The organism is Roseobacter sp. HKCCD5988, assembly GCF_037830355.1.
Taxonomy (GTDB): domain Bacteria; phylum Pseudomonadota; class Alphaproteobacteria; order Rhodobacterales; family Rhodobacteraceae; genus M30B80.
Genome location: NZ_JBBLYJ010000001.1, coordinates 1,494,346 through 1,512,174 on the forward strand (window position 1 = coordinate 1,494,346; position 17,829 = coordinate 1,512,174).

Annotated in this window: 12 protein-coding genes; 5 read left to right on the forward strand and 7 right to left on the reverse strand. The window is 56.7% G+C overall.

Annotation, left to right across the window (positions count from 1 at the left end):
• Window positions 1-3: 3 nt before the first annotated feature.
• From AAC636_RS07415 to AAC636_RS07425, 3 genes are all read right to left on the reverse strand, one after another.
• Window positions 4-1,068, reverse strand: coding sequence for an SPOR domain-containing protein (locus AAC636_RS07415; protein WP_340300953.1), 1,065 nt, complete (start codon window positions 1,066-1,068; stop codon window positions 4-6).
• 188 nt (window positions 1,069-1,256) lie between these two features.
• Window positions 1,257-2,984 carry an arginine--tRNA ligase gene (gene argS / locus AAC636_RS07420; RefSeq protein WP_340300954.1) on the reverse strand — a complete coding sequence of 576 codons (1,728 nt, stop codon included), beginning with the start codon at window positions 2,982-2,984 and terminating at the stop codon, window positions 1,257-1,259.
• A gap of 71 nt (window positions 2,985-3,055) precedes the next feature.
• Window positions 3,056-4,219: a deoxyguanosinetriphosphate triphosphohydrolase gene (locus AAC636_RS07425; RefSeq protein WP_340300955.1), complete on the reverse strand. Its 1,164-nt coding sequence runs from the start codon at window positions 4,217-4,219 to the stop codon at window positions 3,056-3,058.
• A 94-nt stretch (window positions 4,220-4,313) separates the two neighbouring features.
• Between AAC636_RS07425 and AAC636_RS07430 the strand changes: the two genes are divergently transcribed.
• The 3 genes from AAC636_RS07430 (at window position 4,314) to AAC636_RS07440 (ending at window position 8,010) form a co-directional block, all read left to right on the forward strand.
• The gene (locus AAC636_RS07430; RefSeq protein WP_340243585.1) at window positions 4,314-4,652 is read left to right on the forward strand and encodes a HesB/IscA family protein; all 339 of its coding nucleotides are present in this window, start codon (window positions 4,314-4,316) and stop codon (window positions 4,650-4,652) included.
• 26 nt (window positions 4,653-4,678) lie between these two features.
• The gene (xth, locus tag AAC636_RS07435; RefSeq protein WP_340300956.1) at window positions 4,679-5,458 is read left to right on the forward strand and encodes an exodeoxyribonuclease III; all 780 of its coding nucleotides are present in this window, start codon (window positions 4,679-4,681) and stop codon (window positions 5,456-5,458) included.
• Window positions 5,459-5,589: 131 nt separating this feature from the next.
• On the forward strand, window positions 5,590-8,010 hold the full coding sequence (locus AAC636_RS07440; protein WP_340300957.1) for a GcvT family protein: 2,421 nt from the start codon (window positions 5,590-5,592) through the stop codon (window positions 8,008-8,010).
• On the opposite strand, the gene AAC636_RS07445 is transcribed toward AAC636_RS07440, so the two are convergent.
• The 3 genes from AAC636_RS07445 to AAC636_RS07455 form a co-directional block, all read right to left on the reverse strand.
• Complete coding sequence (locus tag AAC636_RS07445; protein WP_340300958.1) at window positions 8,007-8,651, reverse strand: 3TM-type holin; 645 nt, start codon at window positions 8,649-8,651, stop codon at window positions 8,007-8,009. The two genes, AAC636_RS07440 and AAC636_RS07445, sit on opposite strands and share 4 nt — an antisense overlap.
• A gap of 74 nt (window positions 8,652-8,725) precedes the next feature.
• Window positions 8,726-10,090, reverse strand: a complete 1,365-nt coding sequence (locus AAC636_RS07450) for a PQQ-binding-like beta-propeller repeat protein (protein ID WP_340300959.1) — start codon at window positions 10,088-10,090, stop codon at window positions 8,726-8,728.
• A 13-nt stretch (window positions 10,091-10,103) separates the two neighbouring features.
• Window positions 10,104-10,775 carry a hypothetical protein gene (locus AAC636_RS07455; protein ID WP_340300960.1) on the reverse strand — a complete coding sequence of 224 codons (672 nt, stop codon included), beginning with the start codon at window positions 10,773-10,775 and terminating at the stop codon, window positions 10,104-10,106.
• Window positions 10,776-11,069: 294 nt separating this feature from the next.
• Here AAC636_RS07455 and AAC636_RS07460 point away from each other — a divergent pair, with 294 nt between their 5' ends.
• On the forward strand, window positions 11,070-12,257 hold the full coding sequence (locus tag AAC636_RS07460) for an efflux RND transporter periplasmic adaptor subunit (RefSeq protein WP_340300961.1): 1,188 nt from the start codon (window positions 11,070-11,072) through the stop codon (window positions 12,255-12,257).
• Window positions 12,254-15,949 carry an efflux RND transporter permease subunit gene (locus AAC636_RS07465; protein ID WP_340300962.1) on the forward strand — a complete coding sequence of 1,232 codons (3,696 nt, stop codon included), beginning with the start codon at window positions 12,254-12,256 and terminating at the stop codon, window positions 15,947-15,949. The genes AAC636_RS07460 and AAC636_RS07465 overlap by 4 nt, the downstream gene beginning before the upstream one ends.
• 15 nt (window positions 15,950-15,964) lie before the next feature.
• Here AAC636_RS07465 and AAC636_RS07470 read toward each other — a convergent pair whose 3' ends face one another.
• On the reverse strand, window positions 15,965-17,740 hold the full coding sequence (locus AAC636_RS07470) for an ABCB family ABC transporter ATP-binding protein/permease (protein WP_340301114.1): 1,776 nt from the start codon (window positions 17,738-17,740) through the stop codon (window positions 15,965-15,967).
• Between the last annotated feature and the right edge of the window lie 89 nt (window positions 17,741-17,829).

Consider the following 17,829-nt stretch of genomic DNA (forward strand, 5'->3'; position numbering starts at 1 on the left):
CCCTCACCGAATGGTCGCAGGGATACAGGCCTGACCCAATGCCAAGAGCGCCGTGCAAAAACGGCGTGCATCATCCACCCCGTCAAACCCAGCTACGCGCAGACGGAAGAATTCCTGACCGCCCGAACTGGCCGCCATAATCACGCGACCACGCCCTTCGAAAAAGCCATCATATTGCGCCGCGAGCCGATCCCATTCACGCCGCGCCGCATCGGGGCTGTCAAAGGCGCCAAGCTGCACAACCATGTCCCCCGCGGCAAGGGTTGAAGGATCAATTTCAATGGCGTCATCACGGCTAGCATCACTGGGCACCTGCGCAAGGCTCAGATCCATCGTAAAGGGTCGCGGCGTTGGAATAAGTGATACAGCCACGCCCGCGACAGAGGCAGGAATTCTGTCGACCTCAGGCGCAAGATCAGGCTGAGGCGCATTCGGGCTTTCCCCCAAAGCCTCTGCCAAAAGCGCGGTGATTAAATCTTCGGTCGCCTGCGGCACATCCGCGACAGGCGGCGCAGGCGGCCCGATCAATTCAAAACTGTCAGGCGCGATAATGTCCAATTCAGGCGCGGCTTGGGGCATTTCAGCCTCAGGCGTCACCAAAAGGGTCACATCCTCAATCAAATCAACAGGCGGCGGCGCGAGGATAATTTGCGCGGCTGCAGGCCCCGCCTCACGCCCTGCGGCGATCTCATTCACGGCAAGGCCCATGTGATCTGCCTCAACCCCGCCCGGATCATCCGGCGGCACGCGAAACGGCTCGGATGGTGCGGCAATCATGGGCACACCGAGGGTTTGCCGTTTCAGCGCCTCGTATCCCCAATACGCCCCAAGCGCCACCATGGCGACCGACATCAGCCCCATGACCCCAAGACCCAGCTTGCGCACAGACTGCGTGCGTTCGACCTCGGCAAGGCTCGCGGTGGTCTGATCGGCGAAGGCCTGAAGTTCAGGCTCGGCTGTGGCGCTGAGAGGATCCCACCCCGCTTGCGGCATCTGTGGCGCGCGCGCGGATGGGGGATCAAATCTTTGCGGCGGGTTGGCAAAAAGACGCGCCGGATCAACCGCCATCCCCCCGACAGGGCGTCTGGCCTGCGCAGAGTTCGCTATGCGCTGAAACGGTCTTTGCGCGGGAGGTTCTTTTTCATAAGCCGCCATGCCTGCCCTTTTCCGCCGTGATGCCCTTTGTTTTATGGGCTTATGTCACGGCACTATCCTGCTCTGCCTCTGGCCTGCGGAGGGTGAAGACGTTTCTCGCCTTACATTTTATCCCCAGGTGTTACCCCTAAGATACCAAGACCGTTGGAAATAACAACGGCTACTGCATCAATAAGGGCCAATTTTGCCGAAGTCGTTGCCAAATCATCTTCTTGCAAAAAGCGCAGATGGGGTGCGGCATTGCCCTTATTCCACAGAGCGTGGAATTCAGCGGCCAGATCATAGAGGAAAAACGCAATGCGATGCGGCTCGTGCGATTGTGCCGCAATCTCGACCACACGCGGCCATTCCGCGAGTTTCGCCACAAGCGCGAATTCAGCAGGATCGTTGATCGCGTCCAGATTTTTGTGATCTATCGCGATACCCAATTCACCCGCCTTGCGCAGCACCGATTGAATGCGGGCATGGGCGTATTGGACATAGAACACGGGGTTATCTTTGGATTGCTCTAAAACCTTGTCGATATCAAAATCCAAAGGCGCATCGTTCTTGCGGGTCAGCATGATAAAGCGCGTGACATCGCGCCCAACCGCCTCGATCACATCTGACAGCATGACGAACGTGCCTGCGCGTTTTGACATCTTAAACGGCTCGCCGCCTTTGAAGAGGCGCACCAATTGCGTCAGCTTAATATCAAGCGGCACCTTGTTTCCGGAAAGCGCCGCCACGGCGGCCTTCATCCGTTTGACATAGCCGCCATGATCGGCGCCAAAGACATCAATCAATTCATCATAGCCACGGGTGACCTTGTCATAATGATAGGCGATGTCAGGGGCAAAATATGTCCATGCGCCATCCGATTTCATAATCGGGCGATCCAGATCATCGCCATGCTCGGTCGATTTGAACAAGGTTTGTTCGCGCGGCTCCCAATCCTCTGGGGTTTTGCCCTTTGGTGGCTCTAACACACCGCGATAAATCAGGCCCTTACCCTTGAGGTCTTCAATCGCGGCTTCAATCCGCCCCGTGCCGTAGAGGGATTTTTCACTAAAGAAGTGATCCATTTTCACGCCAAGACTGTCGAGATCAGCCTCGATCAGACGCATCATGGCCGCGATGGCGAAATCACGCACGGGGGCAAGCCATTCCCCCTCGGGGCGACCAAGATACGCATCCCCAACCTCGGATTTCAGGCCCTGACCCACCTCGATCAGGTAATCGCCTGGATAGGTGCCATCCTCAAAGGACACAGCCTGACCATGCGCCTCGAGATAGCGCAAATACACCGAACGCGCCAAAACATCGACCTGCGCCCCGCCATCATTGATGTAATATTCGCGCGTAACGTCATATCCTGCGTAATCCAAAAGGCTGGCCAAAGCATCGCCAAAAACCGCGCCGCGCGTATGCCCCACATGCAAGGGCCCTGTCGGGTTGGCCGACACATATTCGATATTCACCTTGCGCCCCTGCCCGATATTGACGCGACCATAGGCACCGCGCGCCTGCGCAATGCCGCGCAGCATCTCGCGCCATGTCTGCGCGGAAAGGCGAAGATTCAGAAAGCCTGGCCCCGCCACATCGGCGGTCTCAATCCGCGGGTCGGCCATCAGGATCGGGGTCAATGCATCGGCGATATCACGTGGCTTTAGCCCTGCAGGTTTTGCCAGAACCATGGCCGCATTCGTTGCCATATCGCCATGGGCCGCATCGCGCGGGGGTTCAACCGCGACATTGGCGAAATCAAGCCCTGCGGGCAACGTGCCTGCGGCCTCCATCTGACCCAAAGCGTCAATCACCAAGGCGCGAATATCGGCAAAAAGCATCATGTTTTATCATCCTGATTGTCTTGCGCCCTGCTCTATCAGGTTGCAGAGCAAGGTCAATGCCACAAGGCCCCTTAGAAGACGCCCCCAAGACCCAAGTCACGGTTGAAGATCCGCCGATGGGTTTGCAGTGCGAACCGATCCGTCATGCCCGCGATATAATCACAAACCAACCGCGCAAGCGTGGTGTCATCTTGCGCTGCGCGCACTTCGGCCTGCCATTGGCGGGGCAGTTGGTCAGGGTGGGCCATCATATGCGGGAATAAATCATTCACGACATCCGTGACGATTGCGCGTGTCTCGGCCACGCGCGGGGCACGATACATGCGGGTGAACAAAAACGCGCGCACCTCTTTGAGATCAGCAAAAACCTGATCCGAAAACCGCACCATTGCGCGCCCCGCGTGGCGGATATCTTGCGGCGACGCAGGGTCAAGCGCGCCAAGGGCTGTGGTGGCATAGGCAATCACATCCTCAACCAATACACCGAAAAAGCGGCGCAACGCCTCGTGCCTGCGGCGGGTTGGGTCAAGATTGGGATAGGCCGTATCCACCTCGCCAAAACACGGCGCCACAAGGGGCAGCGCCATAATATCGGCCACCTCAAATAGCCCTGCCCTTAGCCCGTCATGCAGATCATGGTGATTATAGGCGATATCATCCGCAATTGCAGCAATCTGCGCCTCAAGGCTGGCATAGGTGGTCAATTCTAGATCATGGCGCGCATTATATTCGGCCAAGGCCCAAGGATATGGGGCGGCTACAGGCCCGTTATGTTTAGCGATCCCCTCAAGGCTTTCCCATGTCAGGTTTAGCCCGTCAAAATCCGCATAATGGCGTTCGAGATTGGTGACGATGCGAATGGCCTGCGCATTATGATCGAACCCGCCATAGGGCGCCATCAAATCGCAAAGCGCATCCTCGCCCGTATGGCCAAAGGGCGTGTGGCCCAGATCATGGGCCAGCGCAATCGCCTCGGTCAAATCCTCGTTCGCCCCAAGGGCGCGGGCAATCGTGCGGGCCACCTGCGCGACCTCGATCGAATGGGTCAGACGGGTGCGAAAATAATCGCCCTCATGCTCGACAAAAACTTGAGTCTTGTGCTTGAGGCGGCGAAAACTAGAGGCATGGATGATGCGGTCGCGGTCGCGCTGAAAGCAAGACCTGTGACCACTTTCCGCCTCGGGGTAAAGCCTGCCGCGACTATCGCTCGGAGTGCAGGCATAGTTTGCGTGCATGATCCCTATCCTTGCCGTTTCAATTTGGCGGTCTTATATTGAAAAACACTCTATTCTAACAGCCCGCAATCACAGCAATTTTTGCCCAAACGAGATGGCGATGGATTTGAACCTACCTCCCAAAGTAACCCCTCGCGCCTTTGCGCGTCTGGCTGAGATTAACGCAGATACACCTGCCCCGAAGGCGCTGCGCGTGGCCGTTGAGGGGGGCGGGTGTTCTGGCTTTCAATATGATATTCGGCTTGATGATCCCGCCGATGGTGATCTGATCTTGGAGGATGCAGGCCAAAAGGTTGTGGTTGATGAAACCTCGCTGCCGTTTTTGGCCAATGCCGTGATTGATTTTTCCGAGGAATTAATTGGCGCGCGCTTTGTGATCGATAATCCAAATGCCGCGTCATCCTGCGGCTGCGGGATTAGCTTTTCTCTTTAACCCATTGATTAAAAAGGCCTGCGCTTATGAAAATAGCCACATTCAACATCAATGGGATCAAAGCGCGCACAGATGCCCTGCCGCAATGGTTGGATGAGGCGGCCCCTGACGTGGCGCTATTGCAAGAGATCAAATCGGTTGACGAGGCCTTCCCCCGCGAGATTTTCGAGGACCAGGGCTATAACGTGGAAACCCATGGTCAAAAAAGTTTCAACGGCGTGGCGATTTTATCAAAATATCCGCTCGAAGATGTGATCCGCGGCCTGGCCGGTGACGCGGAGGATGAGCAGGCACGTTGGATTGAGGCCACAGTGGTCGGTCAAAGGGCGCTGCGGATTTGCGGGCTTTATCTGCCCAATGGCAATCCCTGCCCTGGCCCGAAATATGAGTATAAATTGGCGTGGATGGCGCGGATGCAGGCGCGTGTTGCCGAACTTTTGGCGGAAGAAACCCCCGTTTTGTTTGCAGGGGATTACAATATCATCCCCCAAGACGAAGATGCCGCCCGCCCCGATGCATGGCGCGAGGATGCATTGGCGCGTCAAACCAGCCGCGAGGCGTTTCGCAAAATCGTGAACCTTGGCCTGACAGATGCATTTCGCGTACGGGTGCAAGGTGGCGACAATTATTCGTTCTGGGATTACCAAGCGGGGGCGTGGAACCGCAATGATGGGATCCGCATTGATCACATTTTGCTGTGCCCCTACGCGGCTGATCTTTTGCAAGATGTTGGAATAGATCGTGAAATCCGCGCGCGTGAAAAACCATCAGATCACGTGCCGGTGTGGGTCGAACTGGCCGCCTGATTTCCAGCGCCCCGCGTTTTAGCCTATTCGCGGCATTTGCCCCCCCAATTTGGTCGAATTTAAGCACCTAAGCCGCCACTTGGCAGTCTAGTTTTTGTGCAAGGTAAGGATCATCTCAACGGGAGGTATGGATGTCTGAAACAGCGCGGGTCGTGATTATCGGGGGTGGTGTTGTGGGGGCATCTGTTCTCTACCACCTCGCCAAAGCGGGTTGGACAGATAGCCTTTTGATCGAACGGTCTGAACTGACCTCGGGCAGCACATGGCACGCAGCGGGCGGGTGCCACACCATCAACGGTGATCCAAATGTTGCCAAGCTTCAGAAATACACGATTGATCTTTATAAAGAAATTGAAGAGCTGTCAGGTCAGGCCACAGGCTTTCACATGACAGGTGGGGTGATGTTGGCCTCCACGCCTGAGCGGTTTGATTGGTTGAAATCCATCTCTGCCAAAGGGCGCTATCAGGGTATTGAAACCGAAGTAATCACCCCCGAAGAGGCGCATGAGCTGATGCCGCTTCTTGATCCGCGGCAGTTTACGGGTGCTTTGCGCACCGTTGTCGATGGCCATCTTGACCCTTCTGGTGTGACCTATGCCTATGCCAAATCCGCCAAAATTCTTGGGGCCAGCTATCAGACCCACCGTATGGTGACGGGCATCCTGCGCGCGCGCGATGGTGGTTGGATCGTGCAAACCGACAAAGGCGACGTTGCCTGCGAGCATGTGGTGAATGCAGGCGGACTTTGGGCGCGCGAAGTGGGGCGCATGGTGGGCCTTGAACTGCCCATCTTGGCGATGGAGCATATGTATCTCATCACCGAAGACATGCCCGAAGTGGCCGAGATCAACGCAAAAACAGGCCGCGAAGTGATCCATGCGGTCGATTTCGATGGCGAGCTGTATTTGCGCCAAGAACGTGGCGGGATGCTTATGGGCACCTATGAGAAGGCCTGTGTTCCATGGTCGACCCGCAACACGCCCTGGGAATTCGGGCATGAGTTACTGCAACCCGATATTGACCGCATCGCGCCAAGCCTTGAAGTGGGGTTTGAACATTTCCCCGCCTTTGCGAATGCGGGCATCAAACAGATCATCAATGGCCCCTTCACCTTTGCCCCCGATGGAAACCCGTTGATCGGGCCTATTCGCGGGCTTGAGGGGATGTGGTCAGCCTGCGGGGTTATGGCGGGCTTCAGCCAAGGCGGGGGTGTTGGTCTGGCGCTGGCCAATTGGATCACCCAAGGGGATCCTGGGTTTGACGTGTGGGCGATGGATGTCGCGCGCTATGGCGATTGGACGACCCTCAGCTACACCAACCCGAAAGTGCAAGAAAACTATTCGCGGCGGTTCTCCATCAAATTCCCGAATGAGGAATTGCAGGCCGCTCGCCCGCATAAGACAACGCCAATTTATGATCGCATGGTTGGGCTTGGGGCGCAGATGGGTGAATCTTGGGGGCTTGAAGTGCCGCTTTGGTTCGCGCCGGAAGGTGTGCGAGATCAATTTTCATGGCGGCGCTCAAGTGATTTTGACCATGTTGGGGCCGAGGCGCGCAACCTGCGCGAGGCTGCGGGCCTGTTGGAAATATCGGGCTATTCGAAATTTCGGATCGCGGGCGCGGATGCAGGCGCGTTTCTTGACCGGGTTTTGGCCTGTGCCCTGCCCAAACCCGGTCGGATGACGTTGGCACCGATGTTAAAGGAAAATGGCAAGCTGCAAGGTGATCTCACCTGCGCCTGCTTAGATCCTGAGACTTATATGCTGTTTGGCTCTGGCATGGCTGAAAATTTCTATGCCCGTTGGTTCGAGGCCCAAAAATTGAGCACCGAAGACGTCACCATTGAGGTGATCGGTTTGGGCCTTTGCGGGCTGCATATTGCAGGGCCAAAGGCGCGCGACATCCTTGCGCAAATTGCCCCTGATATGGCGAAGATGCGCTTCATGGATTTTGCGAAAATGGATGTGGCCATGGCCCCCGCCTATGTTGGGCGGGTCAGCTTTACAGGTGATTTGGGCTATGAGATTTGGATGCGCCCAGAATTCCAGCGCCAAATTTTTGAGGCCTTGTTGCGCGTTGGGGCGGATCACGGGCTGCGTCCTATCGGTCTGCGGGCGCTCAATTCTTTGCGTTTGGAAAAAAACTTTGGCGGATGGGCGCGCGAATATCGCCCCGTCTATGGCCCGCTTGAGGCCCGTCTTGATCGGTTTGTGGCTTATAATAAACCCGCTGATTTTATCGGTAAAGCCGCAGCCTTGGCCGAGCGGGAGACGGGCGGAGCTTTACGTCTAATGAGTTTCGCGATTGACGCACATGATGCCGATGTGATCGGGGATGAGCCAATTGATTTTCAGGGGAAAACCATCGGTTGGGTTACATCTGGCGGCTATGCCCATGCCAGCGCGACATCGGTTGCGATGGGATATGTGGAGAAGGAATATGCTGATCAGGCGGATGGCTTCACCATCGAGGTTTTGGGCAATGCCCTCAAGGCCACGCCCCTGCCCCAGCCCCTGTTTGACCCAGAGGCCAAGGTGATGCGCGCGCCTTAATCGGCGCGCCATTCCTCAAGCGCGGGATTTTCGTGACTGCCCCTTTGGCCAAAAGGCCACCATCGGCGTGCTGATCTTTGCGGCGGTGTGTCGGGTATGCGGGCATAATACATTTCGCGCGCGCCAAAATAGAAACTCACCACCGCCCCCAAAAGCCACCAAAGCGGCTCGGGGATGGCCGCCAAACCCGTCATGCGCGCGGAAAAAGCCACAGGGTCGATCATGGCAAAGGCGAATAGGCCAATGACCGACAGCGCCATCAAAGGACGCGGCAGGCGGTTTAGCCCATTAATCGCGCGGTCAAACCCCATATCGCGGAGCAGGCGTTGTAGCAAAATGATTGCCTGCGCCCCCGCATTCACCTGCATATCGTAAACGACAGACTGCAACGCCCCAGGCAGAAAATATATGCGCGGGGCGCGATAGTAATCTTCTCCGAAGATTTCGATGGCAATAGCGCGCGTGAGGCGCAGGATATCATCACGGTCGATGTCACCATCGCCATCCAAATCGCGCCCTGCATTTCGCAGGGCGGCCAAGGTGATGCCAAGATTTGTGGGGTCGCCCGGATCATCGGGATCATCGGAAAAGCCGCCCTCATGGCTTAGGATCTGGTGTGAAATCGCCCGAACCGAAAGCATGGGCCCGCCCTCCCTGCTCTGCGGTTAATGACGGGGAGGGTCTATCAGCCTATGGTTAAAACAGGCTTAACGGCTCAACGATAGGCATGCAGGCGACCATCTGCGCTGACCACATAAAGCGTATCATTGACAACGATGGGTTGGCTTGCCGCCCCGCCCCGCAGGGTAAGGTTGCCATTAAGCGTCGCACCTGTTTCGGGGTCAAAACGCAGAATTTCCCCATCGCCCGTGGCCAAGATCAAATGACCACCCGCCAAAATCGGCCCGTAATAGGTGAATACGGCCTTGCGGCGGCGCTCGCGGCGGGCCTCGTACAGGGGCAATTCGGTTTCCCAAATCACCTCACCAGTCGCTTGATCTAGACGGATCAACGCATTGCGGTCAGATACGAAAAACACGGAATTTCCTGCAACGATCAGACCAGAATAGGCCCCTTCTGTCGCTGTCCAAAGACGCTCGCCCGATCCCGCATCGATCGCGACAACGCGGCCAGACAGATTGCCCGCATAAAGCCTGCCCCCCACCAGAACGGGGTCAGAGGTGATATCGTTGATATAATTATAAGCCACACCGATCCGCTCACCCGCGATGGCACCCGACCAGACCCGCACGCCCGATTGGCGCAGCACGCCTGTCAACTCGCCCGAGCCAAAGGGAAACACGACCAAGCGCGAGGTCAGCGCAGGGGATGGGCTTCCTGACAAGACCGCGGCGGCCCCAGTTGCGGGGATTTCCCACCGCACACGCCCCGTGGCCGCATCCACGGCATAGGCCTGATCATCACGGCCCGTCACATAAACAACGCCGCCCGCCACAGTTGGTGCGCCAAGCGTTGCCCCAAGACGTTGACGCCATGAAATAGCACCGCTTGCGGCATCAATGGCCAGCAATTCACCATATCCAGTGGTTGCAAAAATCTGATCACTTGCGGCGCCAACCCCGCCGCCAGAGACACCGCCATCGCGTTCGCTTGCAGGGGTCAAATCAGTGCGCCAAATCACGGCTCCCTCGGGCGAGGTCGCCTGAAGCCCTGCATCACTATCAAGCGTAACAATTGCGCCATTTGTGAAAATCGGGTCAGCGGTCAGTCGGGTACGTCTGCCATTGCCTTGGCCAATATCCGTTGACCACAGCAGGCTTGCTGATTGCGAAAACCCAAGCGGAGGGATCGCATTCGCGGCATTCGCACCGCGCAACGGCCACTCCGTCAAACTTTGCGCTGTTGGTTGCGTGAAAGGCACGAGGGCCGCATCCGCCGCCTCAGCGGTGGCGTCCACCCCTTCCTCGCTTATCAGGGTTTGCGCCAAAGGCACGCGTGTTCCGAACCGTTCACCTTGCAAGATCGGCTCGCGCTCACAGCCCGTCAAAAGGGCCAAAGCGATGAGGCTGACACCGCAGAGCCGCGCTACAGGTTTTGCGTAAGAAACGGTATTGTGCATGAAACCTGTCCCTTTATTCAGATGACGCGCTTTGGCCCGTGATCGTAGCGCCACTTTGCAGCGCGAAGATCAAGGCGCTGATCCGCTGACGCTGTGACAGGGTCACAACGGATTGCTCAGACAAGGCCTCAAGTGCTGCAATCGCCCCCTCTTTATCGCCCGCCTTTAAGAGTTCTAGCGCCTGCATTTCACGCGCGATGCCTGCGAAAGGCGCACCATCCTCGACCAAACGCGCCAATGTTGCATCGACCAATCCCCGGTCCTCCAAGGGGGCAAGGATATGGGCACGCAACAGGGCCAGATCGCGATAACGCGGCAAGAGATCGGGTGCATCTGCAATCGCGCGCAACGCCGCTGCAGCGGCTACCGGGTCGCTTTCGCTAAGGTCTGAGGCGCGAATGAAAGCCAATAGCACCTCTTGATTGCTGCGGCTTGGGGTGATCTCAGCGAGGGCCGCAGCACGGGCCTCGGCATCGGGCAGGTCTAGGGCAGCAATCACCGCGTCCCCAAAATCACGCGCCGCCGCAAGATCGCGATTTGTGCTGATCTCGCGATAGGTCGCGGCCCCCACCAATGCGACAACAGCCAAAACGCCAATCCAGCCCCACCTTTTGAGCGCGCGAAACAGCTGATCGCGGCGCAATTCTTCGGTGACTTCATCAATGAAACTGTCGCTTTGGCTCATGCTGTGCCGTTCTTTCTTTGATATCAAAACCCACGTGCCTCACTTAACGCGAAGCACAGAGCTTTGCCAAGTGCAACCGCACCCAAACGGCGTATTCGCAACAGATGGTCAAATTCTGTCACAAAATAAAAACTAAACCATTCCGTTCATTCTTGCGGACGTAGGTATAAAAGACTAATCTAAACGCAACAGTTCACTCGTATGAGACAGAAAGCGTTACCCAACCAAACGCAGAACACAGAAGATCAGCGGGCGTGATCAGATCATATATCCGCCCCGAAAAGAGGTTATTTAATGCGCATTTTTCCAGTCATCACGGCCGTTTTGGTCTGCGCGGCGCTTTATGTGCTGATTTTTCAGCGCGATGCCTTGATGGGGCGCGACAGTGAAAGCCCTGCGGCGGCTGAGGCCGCGCAAACGGACAGCGGCACATTTGGGGATGCGATGCGCGTGGTGATTTTGCCAAGCCGTGCTGAGGTGATTTCCGATGCCGTGCGTCTGCGCGGACGATCCGAGGCCGCGCGCTTTGTTGAGATTCGCGCAGAAACCTCGGGTCGGATTATTTCAGACCCGATCAAGGCGGGCCAATCCGTGACGGCAGGTGATATTCTGTGCCAAATCGATGAAGGCACCCGCGCTGCAGCCCTAGCCGAGGCTGAGGCCGCGCGCAGCACCGCTGAGGCGCAACTTGCAGCCGCGCAACTTGACGCCAATGCCGCAACCCGCCTGAATGAGAGCGGTTTTGCCTCTGAGACACGCGCGGCCAGCGCCTCAGCCAGCCTCAGCAGCGCCGAGGCCGCCTTGCGCTCGGCTGAGGCGGCCATTGATCGCGCCGCCGAAGAATTGGCCCGCGTAGAAATTCGCGCCCCCTTCAACGGGCTGTTGGAAAGCGACACTGCGGAACTGGGCACATTGATGCAGCCGGGCGCATTATGCGCCACGGTCATTGATCTTGATCCAATCAAATTCGTTGGGTTCCTGCCCGAGGCTGAATTGGCGCGCATCAGCATCGGCCAAACGGCAACCACGCGGCTGGTGGATGGGCGTGAGGTGGACGGAATTGTGCGATTTGTTGCGCGTTCCGCTGATCCGCAAACCCGCACCTTCCGCGTTGAGATTGAGGCAGAAAACCCCGATCTCAGCATTGGGGATGGCCAAAGTGCCGATATCGCCATTGCCACCGAAGGGACAGCCGCCCATTTGGTGCCAAGTTCTGCGCTGACTTTGGATGATCAGGGTGATTTGGGGCTGCGTGTCGTGGCCGAAGATAATCTTGTTGCCTTTTACCCCGTCATCATCCTGCGCGACACGCCTGATGGGGCCTTACTCACAGGGCTGCCTGAGCAGGTCGACATTATCATCGTGGGACAGGAATTTGTCTCAAACGGGGGGCAGGTCGTGCCTGTCTCGATCCATGACATCCCCACAGGCCAAAACGCCACGATTGATGCAGCGCAATCCGCGCTTGGAGGGGCACAATGACCGGGATCATCGATTGGGCCGCCGCCCGTGCGCGGATGGTCGTGGCCTTTATCGTTTTGTCGCTGACGGTTGGTGCGGCCGCCTATGTCGGACTGCCCAAAGAGGGTGAACCTGATATTGATATTCCGGGTTTGTTTGTTTCTGTCCCCTTCCCCGGCATTTCCGCCGAAGATAGCGAGCGCCAATTGGTGCGTCCGATTGAGGCCGAGTTTCAAGATCTCGATGGATTGAAATCCATCAACTCCACCGCCGCCGAAGGTTATGCAGGGATCTTTATCGAGTTTGAATTTGGATGGGATAAATCCGCAACCATTGCCGATGTGCGCGATGCCATGAACCGGGCCGAGACGCAATTCCCGCAAGGGGCGGAGAACTATTCCATCAATGAAATCAATTTTTCGGAGTTTCCAATCATCATCGTGGCGCTGTCTGGCAACGCGCCCGAGCGCACATTGATCCGCCTTGCGCAGGATTTGCAAACACGGCTTGAGGGGTTGTCGCCTATTTTGGAGGCGGGGATTGCAGGCGCGCGCGATGAGATGTTGGAGGTCTTGATCGACCCGCTCTCGCTTGAGGCTTATAATGTCACGGCGCAGGAATTGATTTCGGCGGTTGTAAACAACAACCAATTGATCGCGGCAGGCGTGGTCGACACCCCAACGGGTGCCTTGTCTGTGCGCATTCCATCCTCGTTTGAAAGCCCGCAGGACGTTTATGATTTGCCCGTCAAGGTAAATGGTGACCGCGTTGTGACCTTAGGGGATTTGACGCAAATTCGCCTCACCTATGAGGATCGCACGGGCGCTGCGCGCTTTAACGGGAACCCCACGATTGCGCTTCAGGTCGTCAAGCGCCAAGGGTTTAACATTATCGATACCGCCGAATTGGTGCGCCAAGAAGTGGCCGCCTTCGAGGCGGAATGGCCCGAGGAATTACGCGCCGCTGTTCATATCACCACCTCCTTGGATCAATCCAAGACCGTGGCCTCGATGGTGGCACAGCTTGAAGGATCGGTTTTGACTGCAATCGCGCTTGTGATGATCGTTGTTCTGGCCACGCTTGGCACAAGATCGGCGCTTCTTGTGGGCTTTGCCATCCCCACCTCATTCTTATTGTGTTTTATCTTTTTGGGCATCATGGGCATCGCGGTTTCAAATATCGTGATGTTCGGCCTGATCTTGGCCGTTGGGATGCTCGTTGATGGCGCGATTGTTGTGGTCGAATATGCCGACAAACGCCTTGCTGAGGGCGCACGCCCTATGCAGGCTTATACAGATGCCGCAAAGCGGATGTTCTGGCCCGTTATATCTTCGACCGCGACCACGCTTTGCGCCTTTCTGCCGATGTTATTCTGGCCTGGGGTTCCGGGTGAATTTATGGGGATGCTCCCGGTCACGTTGATCTTTGTTCTATCCGCCTCTCTGATTGTGGCGTTGGTCTATCTGCCTGTGATGGGGGGCGTGGCCGCCCGTCTGTCGCGCAGCGCGGATCGCTTTGGTGTTCTATTGATGCGCCTTGTGCCAGGTCGCGCCATCCGCATCGGTCTTGCGGTTGTAGTGGGTTTTGTCCTGTTTCAATCCGCTTTGATGGTTATGCGTGGCGGTGGCGCAGGGCCAGACACCCCTGCGCTTCTTGCGATCCTGCCGGGCGTTTTGGCTTTTTCGGTTACAGGTTTGGCCATGTCGGTTGTCATGGGCACATTGATCCGCCCGCGCTTGGTGGAACGGGTTGAGGGCGGATATAAGCGCACAAGATTGGGCCTGCTGATAGAGCGTTTGGTGGGCAACCCGTTTGCCCCCGTTTTGACCATTGCCGCGGTTTTGGGCTTTGTTGTCGTGACCTTCAGCTATTACGGGGCCAACAATAACGGCGTGGATTTCTTCGTGGAAACCGAGCCTGAAAACGCAATTGTCTATGTGCGCGCGCGCGGCAATCTGGCGGTCGAAGAAAAAGACGCTTTGGTCGCACAGGTTGAGGCGCGGGTGCTTGGGTTCGAGGGCGTGCGCGATGTCTTTGCGTTTTCGGGTGATGGCGGATTGAACAATAACACAGGCGGCGCAAGCGCCCCTGAGGACACAATCGGTCAGGTTCAAATCGACCTCGCCCCCTGGGGCACGCGGGCCGATGGCAACATCATCCTTGATGCGATCCAAGCGGAGTTGGACACCATTCCCGGCATTCATACTGAGATATTCGAGCAGGCCAATGGCCCTGCCAATGGTAAGCCGATTGATCTCGAACTAACAGGCGATGACTGGGTGCAGCTTCAGCAAGCTACGGCAGACGTTCACGCCTATTTCGAGAGCCTCGAGGGACTGACCCTCATCGAAGATACCCTGCCCCTGCCGGGGATTGATTGGCAGATCAATGTCGATGTCGAGGCCGCCGGCCGCTATGGCGCGAATGTGGCCACAGTGGGCGCTATGGTACAATTGGTCACGCGCGGGATTTTGCTTGATCGGATGCGCGTGCCTACATCGGATGATGAGATTGAAATTCGCGTGCGTTTTCCGGAAGATGCCCGCGTCCTGTCGACCCTAGACACCTTGCGCGTGCGCACCGCAGATGGATTGGTGCCGCTGTCAAATTTCGTCACATGGGAACCCGTGCGCCGTTTGGCAGAGATCAAACGCCTTGATCAATCGCGCATCTTTCAAGTGAAGGCCGATGTTATCTCGGGCCTTATGCGGGTGACTGTCGGGGATCGTGACTTGGGCTTGCTGCGCAATGCGGCGCCTGAACACGCCAACAGGCCCGCTGAATTCAGCATAGATGGGCGCGACTATGTCCGTCATTCCTTGGCCGAAGGCGTGAGCCGCGCCGAGTTTGACGATGCATTAAGCGGCGATGTTACCCTGACGGCTATCACGGCCAATGAACGGATTGCCCATATCACCGCTGCATTAGAAACAGGCACGATTTTGCCCGATGGCGTGAATTGGCAATGGGGCGGCGACCAAGCCGAGCAAGCCGAAAGTCAGGCCTTCTTATCTCAGGCCTTTGCGGCCTCATTGGGCTTGATGTTCATCATCCTGCTGGCGCAGTTCAATTCGTTTTACAATTCGGTGCTGGTGCTTCTGGCGGTTGTCTTGTCGACCGCAGGGGTGTTGATCGGGCTTTTGACCATGGGGCAAAGCTTTTCGATCATCATGACGGGAACGGGCATTGTCGCCTTGGCGGGGATTGTGGTGAACAATAACATTGTTCTGATTGACACCTATCAAGAATATAGCCGCTATCTGGCCCCGATTGAGGCGATCATCCGCACAGTCGAGGCGCGCATTCGCCCTGTTCTTTTGACCACTATCACCACGATGGCGGGGCTTGCGCCGATGATGTTTGGCATCAGCCTTGATTTTGCAAATGGCGGTTACACCATTGATAGCCCGACTGCCCTGTGGTGGAAAAACCTTGCCACGGCAGTGGTCTTTGGATTGGGCATTGCCACAGTTCTGACCCTGGTCTTCACGCCATCGCTTTTGGCGGTGCGGGTCTGGTGGAATGAAATTTTAGGCTGGATTGCGCAGGCCTTGGCGCGCATTGGCGCGGCGCGCTTGTCACAGCGCACCCAAGATTACGCTTTGGCGCGCGCGGCATTGGAAACGGCAAACCCCCTCATCTTGTGGGAGGATGACACAGCCGAAGATCAAAAGACAAAACCTGCAGGCCCGACTGTTCACGCCGCACAGTAAAGACAATCGCGCCCCTTATTGGGGCGCGTGTTCCTGCTCACTCATCTGACGCGCCCACATGGCCGCATAACGGCCACCTGCGGCAACCAAACCATCGTGACGCCCCCGTTCTACAATAACGCCTTTTTCAAGCACCATGATCAAATCCGCATCCACCACAGTCGACAGGCGATGCGCAATCATGATCACGCTGCGCCCTTGACCAAGCGCGCGCAATTGGCCCTGAATCTCGCGCTCGGTTTCCGTATCAAGGGCCGATGTCGCCTCGTCGAGCAAAAGAATGGGGGGATCTTTCAACAAGGTGCGCGCAATCCCCACCCGCTGCTTTTCACCACCAGAGAGCTTTAAGCCTCTCTCCCCCACGATTGTCTCATAGCCTTCGGGCAGGCTTTCGATGAAATCATGGATTTTCGCAGATTTTGCGGCGGCCTCAACCTCGGCACGGGTGGCATTGGGACGGCCATAGGCGATGTTGTAGAAAATCGTATCATTGAACAAAACCGTGTCCTGCGGCACCACGCCAATGGCATCATGCAGCGAGCTTTGCGTCACCTTGGCGACATCTTGCCCGTCAATCACAATCTGGCCTTTTTGGGGATCGTAAAAGCGGAACAATAAGCGCCCAATGGTGGATTTTCCCGACCCAGACGGCCCAACCAGTGCCACGCTTTGACCCGCCTCTAGGGTGAAATCCACCCCGTGCAAAATCGCGCGCGTGCTTTCATAGGAAAAATCAATGGCGCGGAATTCCACTTTGCCACGGCTCACCTTCAGCTCTTGCGCATCAGCGGCATCATGCACATCGGCGGGCTGCTCAAGCAACGTGAATAATTCGCCCATATCAACCAAAGCCTGTCGAATTTCGCGATAGACTGTGCCCAAGAAATTCAATGGCATGGTGATTTGGATCATAAACGCGTTGACCATGACGAAATCGCCCACAGTCAAATCGCCCCGCTCAACCCCATGGGCCGCCATGATCATCACAATCACAAGACCCGTGGTGATGATCAATGATTGGCCGAAGTTTAGAAACCCGAGCGAGTAATTGGTCTTGATCGCCGCCTCTTCATAGCCCGCCATCGCGCGGTCATAACGCTGTGCCTCACGCTCTTCAGCGTTGAAATATTTCACGGTTTCAAAATTCAAAAGACTATCGACCGCCTTTTGATTGGCATCGGTGTCCTGATCATTCATTTGGCGGCGAATTTTGACGCGCCATTCTGTCACCTTAAAGGTAAACCAAACATAGAGGGCAATGGTGACAATCAGAACCGCCAAATAGCTGATGTCAAACACCGTGGCGAGGATGATCCCCGTCAGAAGTAATTCAAGGATCAGCGGCCCTATTGAGAACAGCAAAAACCGCAAAAGAAAATCTACGCCCTTGACCCCGCGCTCGATAATGCGGCTTAGCCCGCCTGTGCGCCGCGTGATGTGAAACCGCATCGATAAGGCGTGGATATGGCGGAAGGTTTCAATCGCGATCATGCGCAGGGCGCGTTGCCCAACACGGGCAAAAATCACATCACGCAATTGCTGAAAGCCGACATTGCCCGCGCGCGCGACCCCATAAGCCACAGTCAGGCCAACCGCCCCAAGGCCAAGGGCCCAAGCGGGGCTTGGCGCGTCCCCCCCAAGCGCGTCCACGGCGGCCTTATAGGCAAATGGCCCCGCAACCGCCACCAATTTGGCAACCACCAACGCAGTGAGGGCAAAGACAACTCGATATTTCACCCAAGGCATCTCTTTGGGCCAAAGATAGGGACCCACCTTGCGCAAGGTGATCATGCTAGAGGCGCGACTTTCAGGATCAATCACTGGCGCGTTTGTATGTGGTGCGGACATTATTTGGAGACTCGGATTTGGTCGGGTGACCC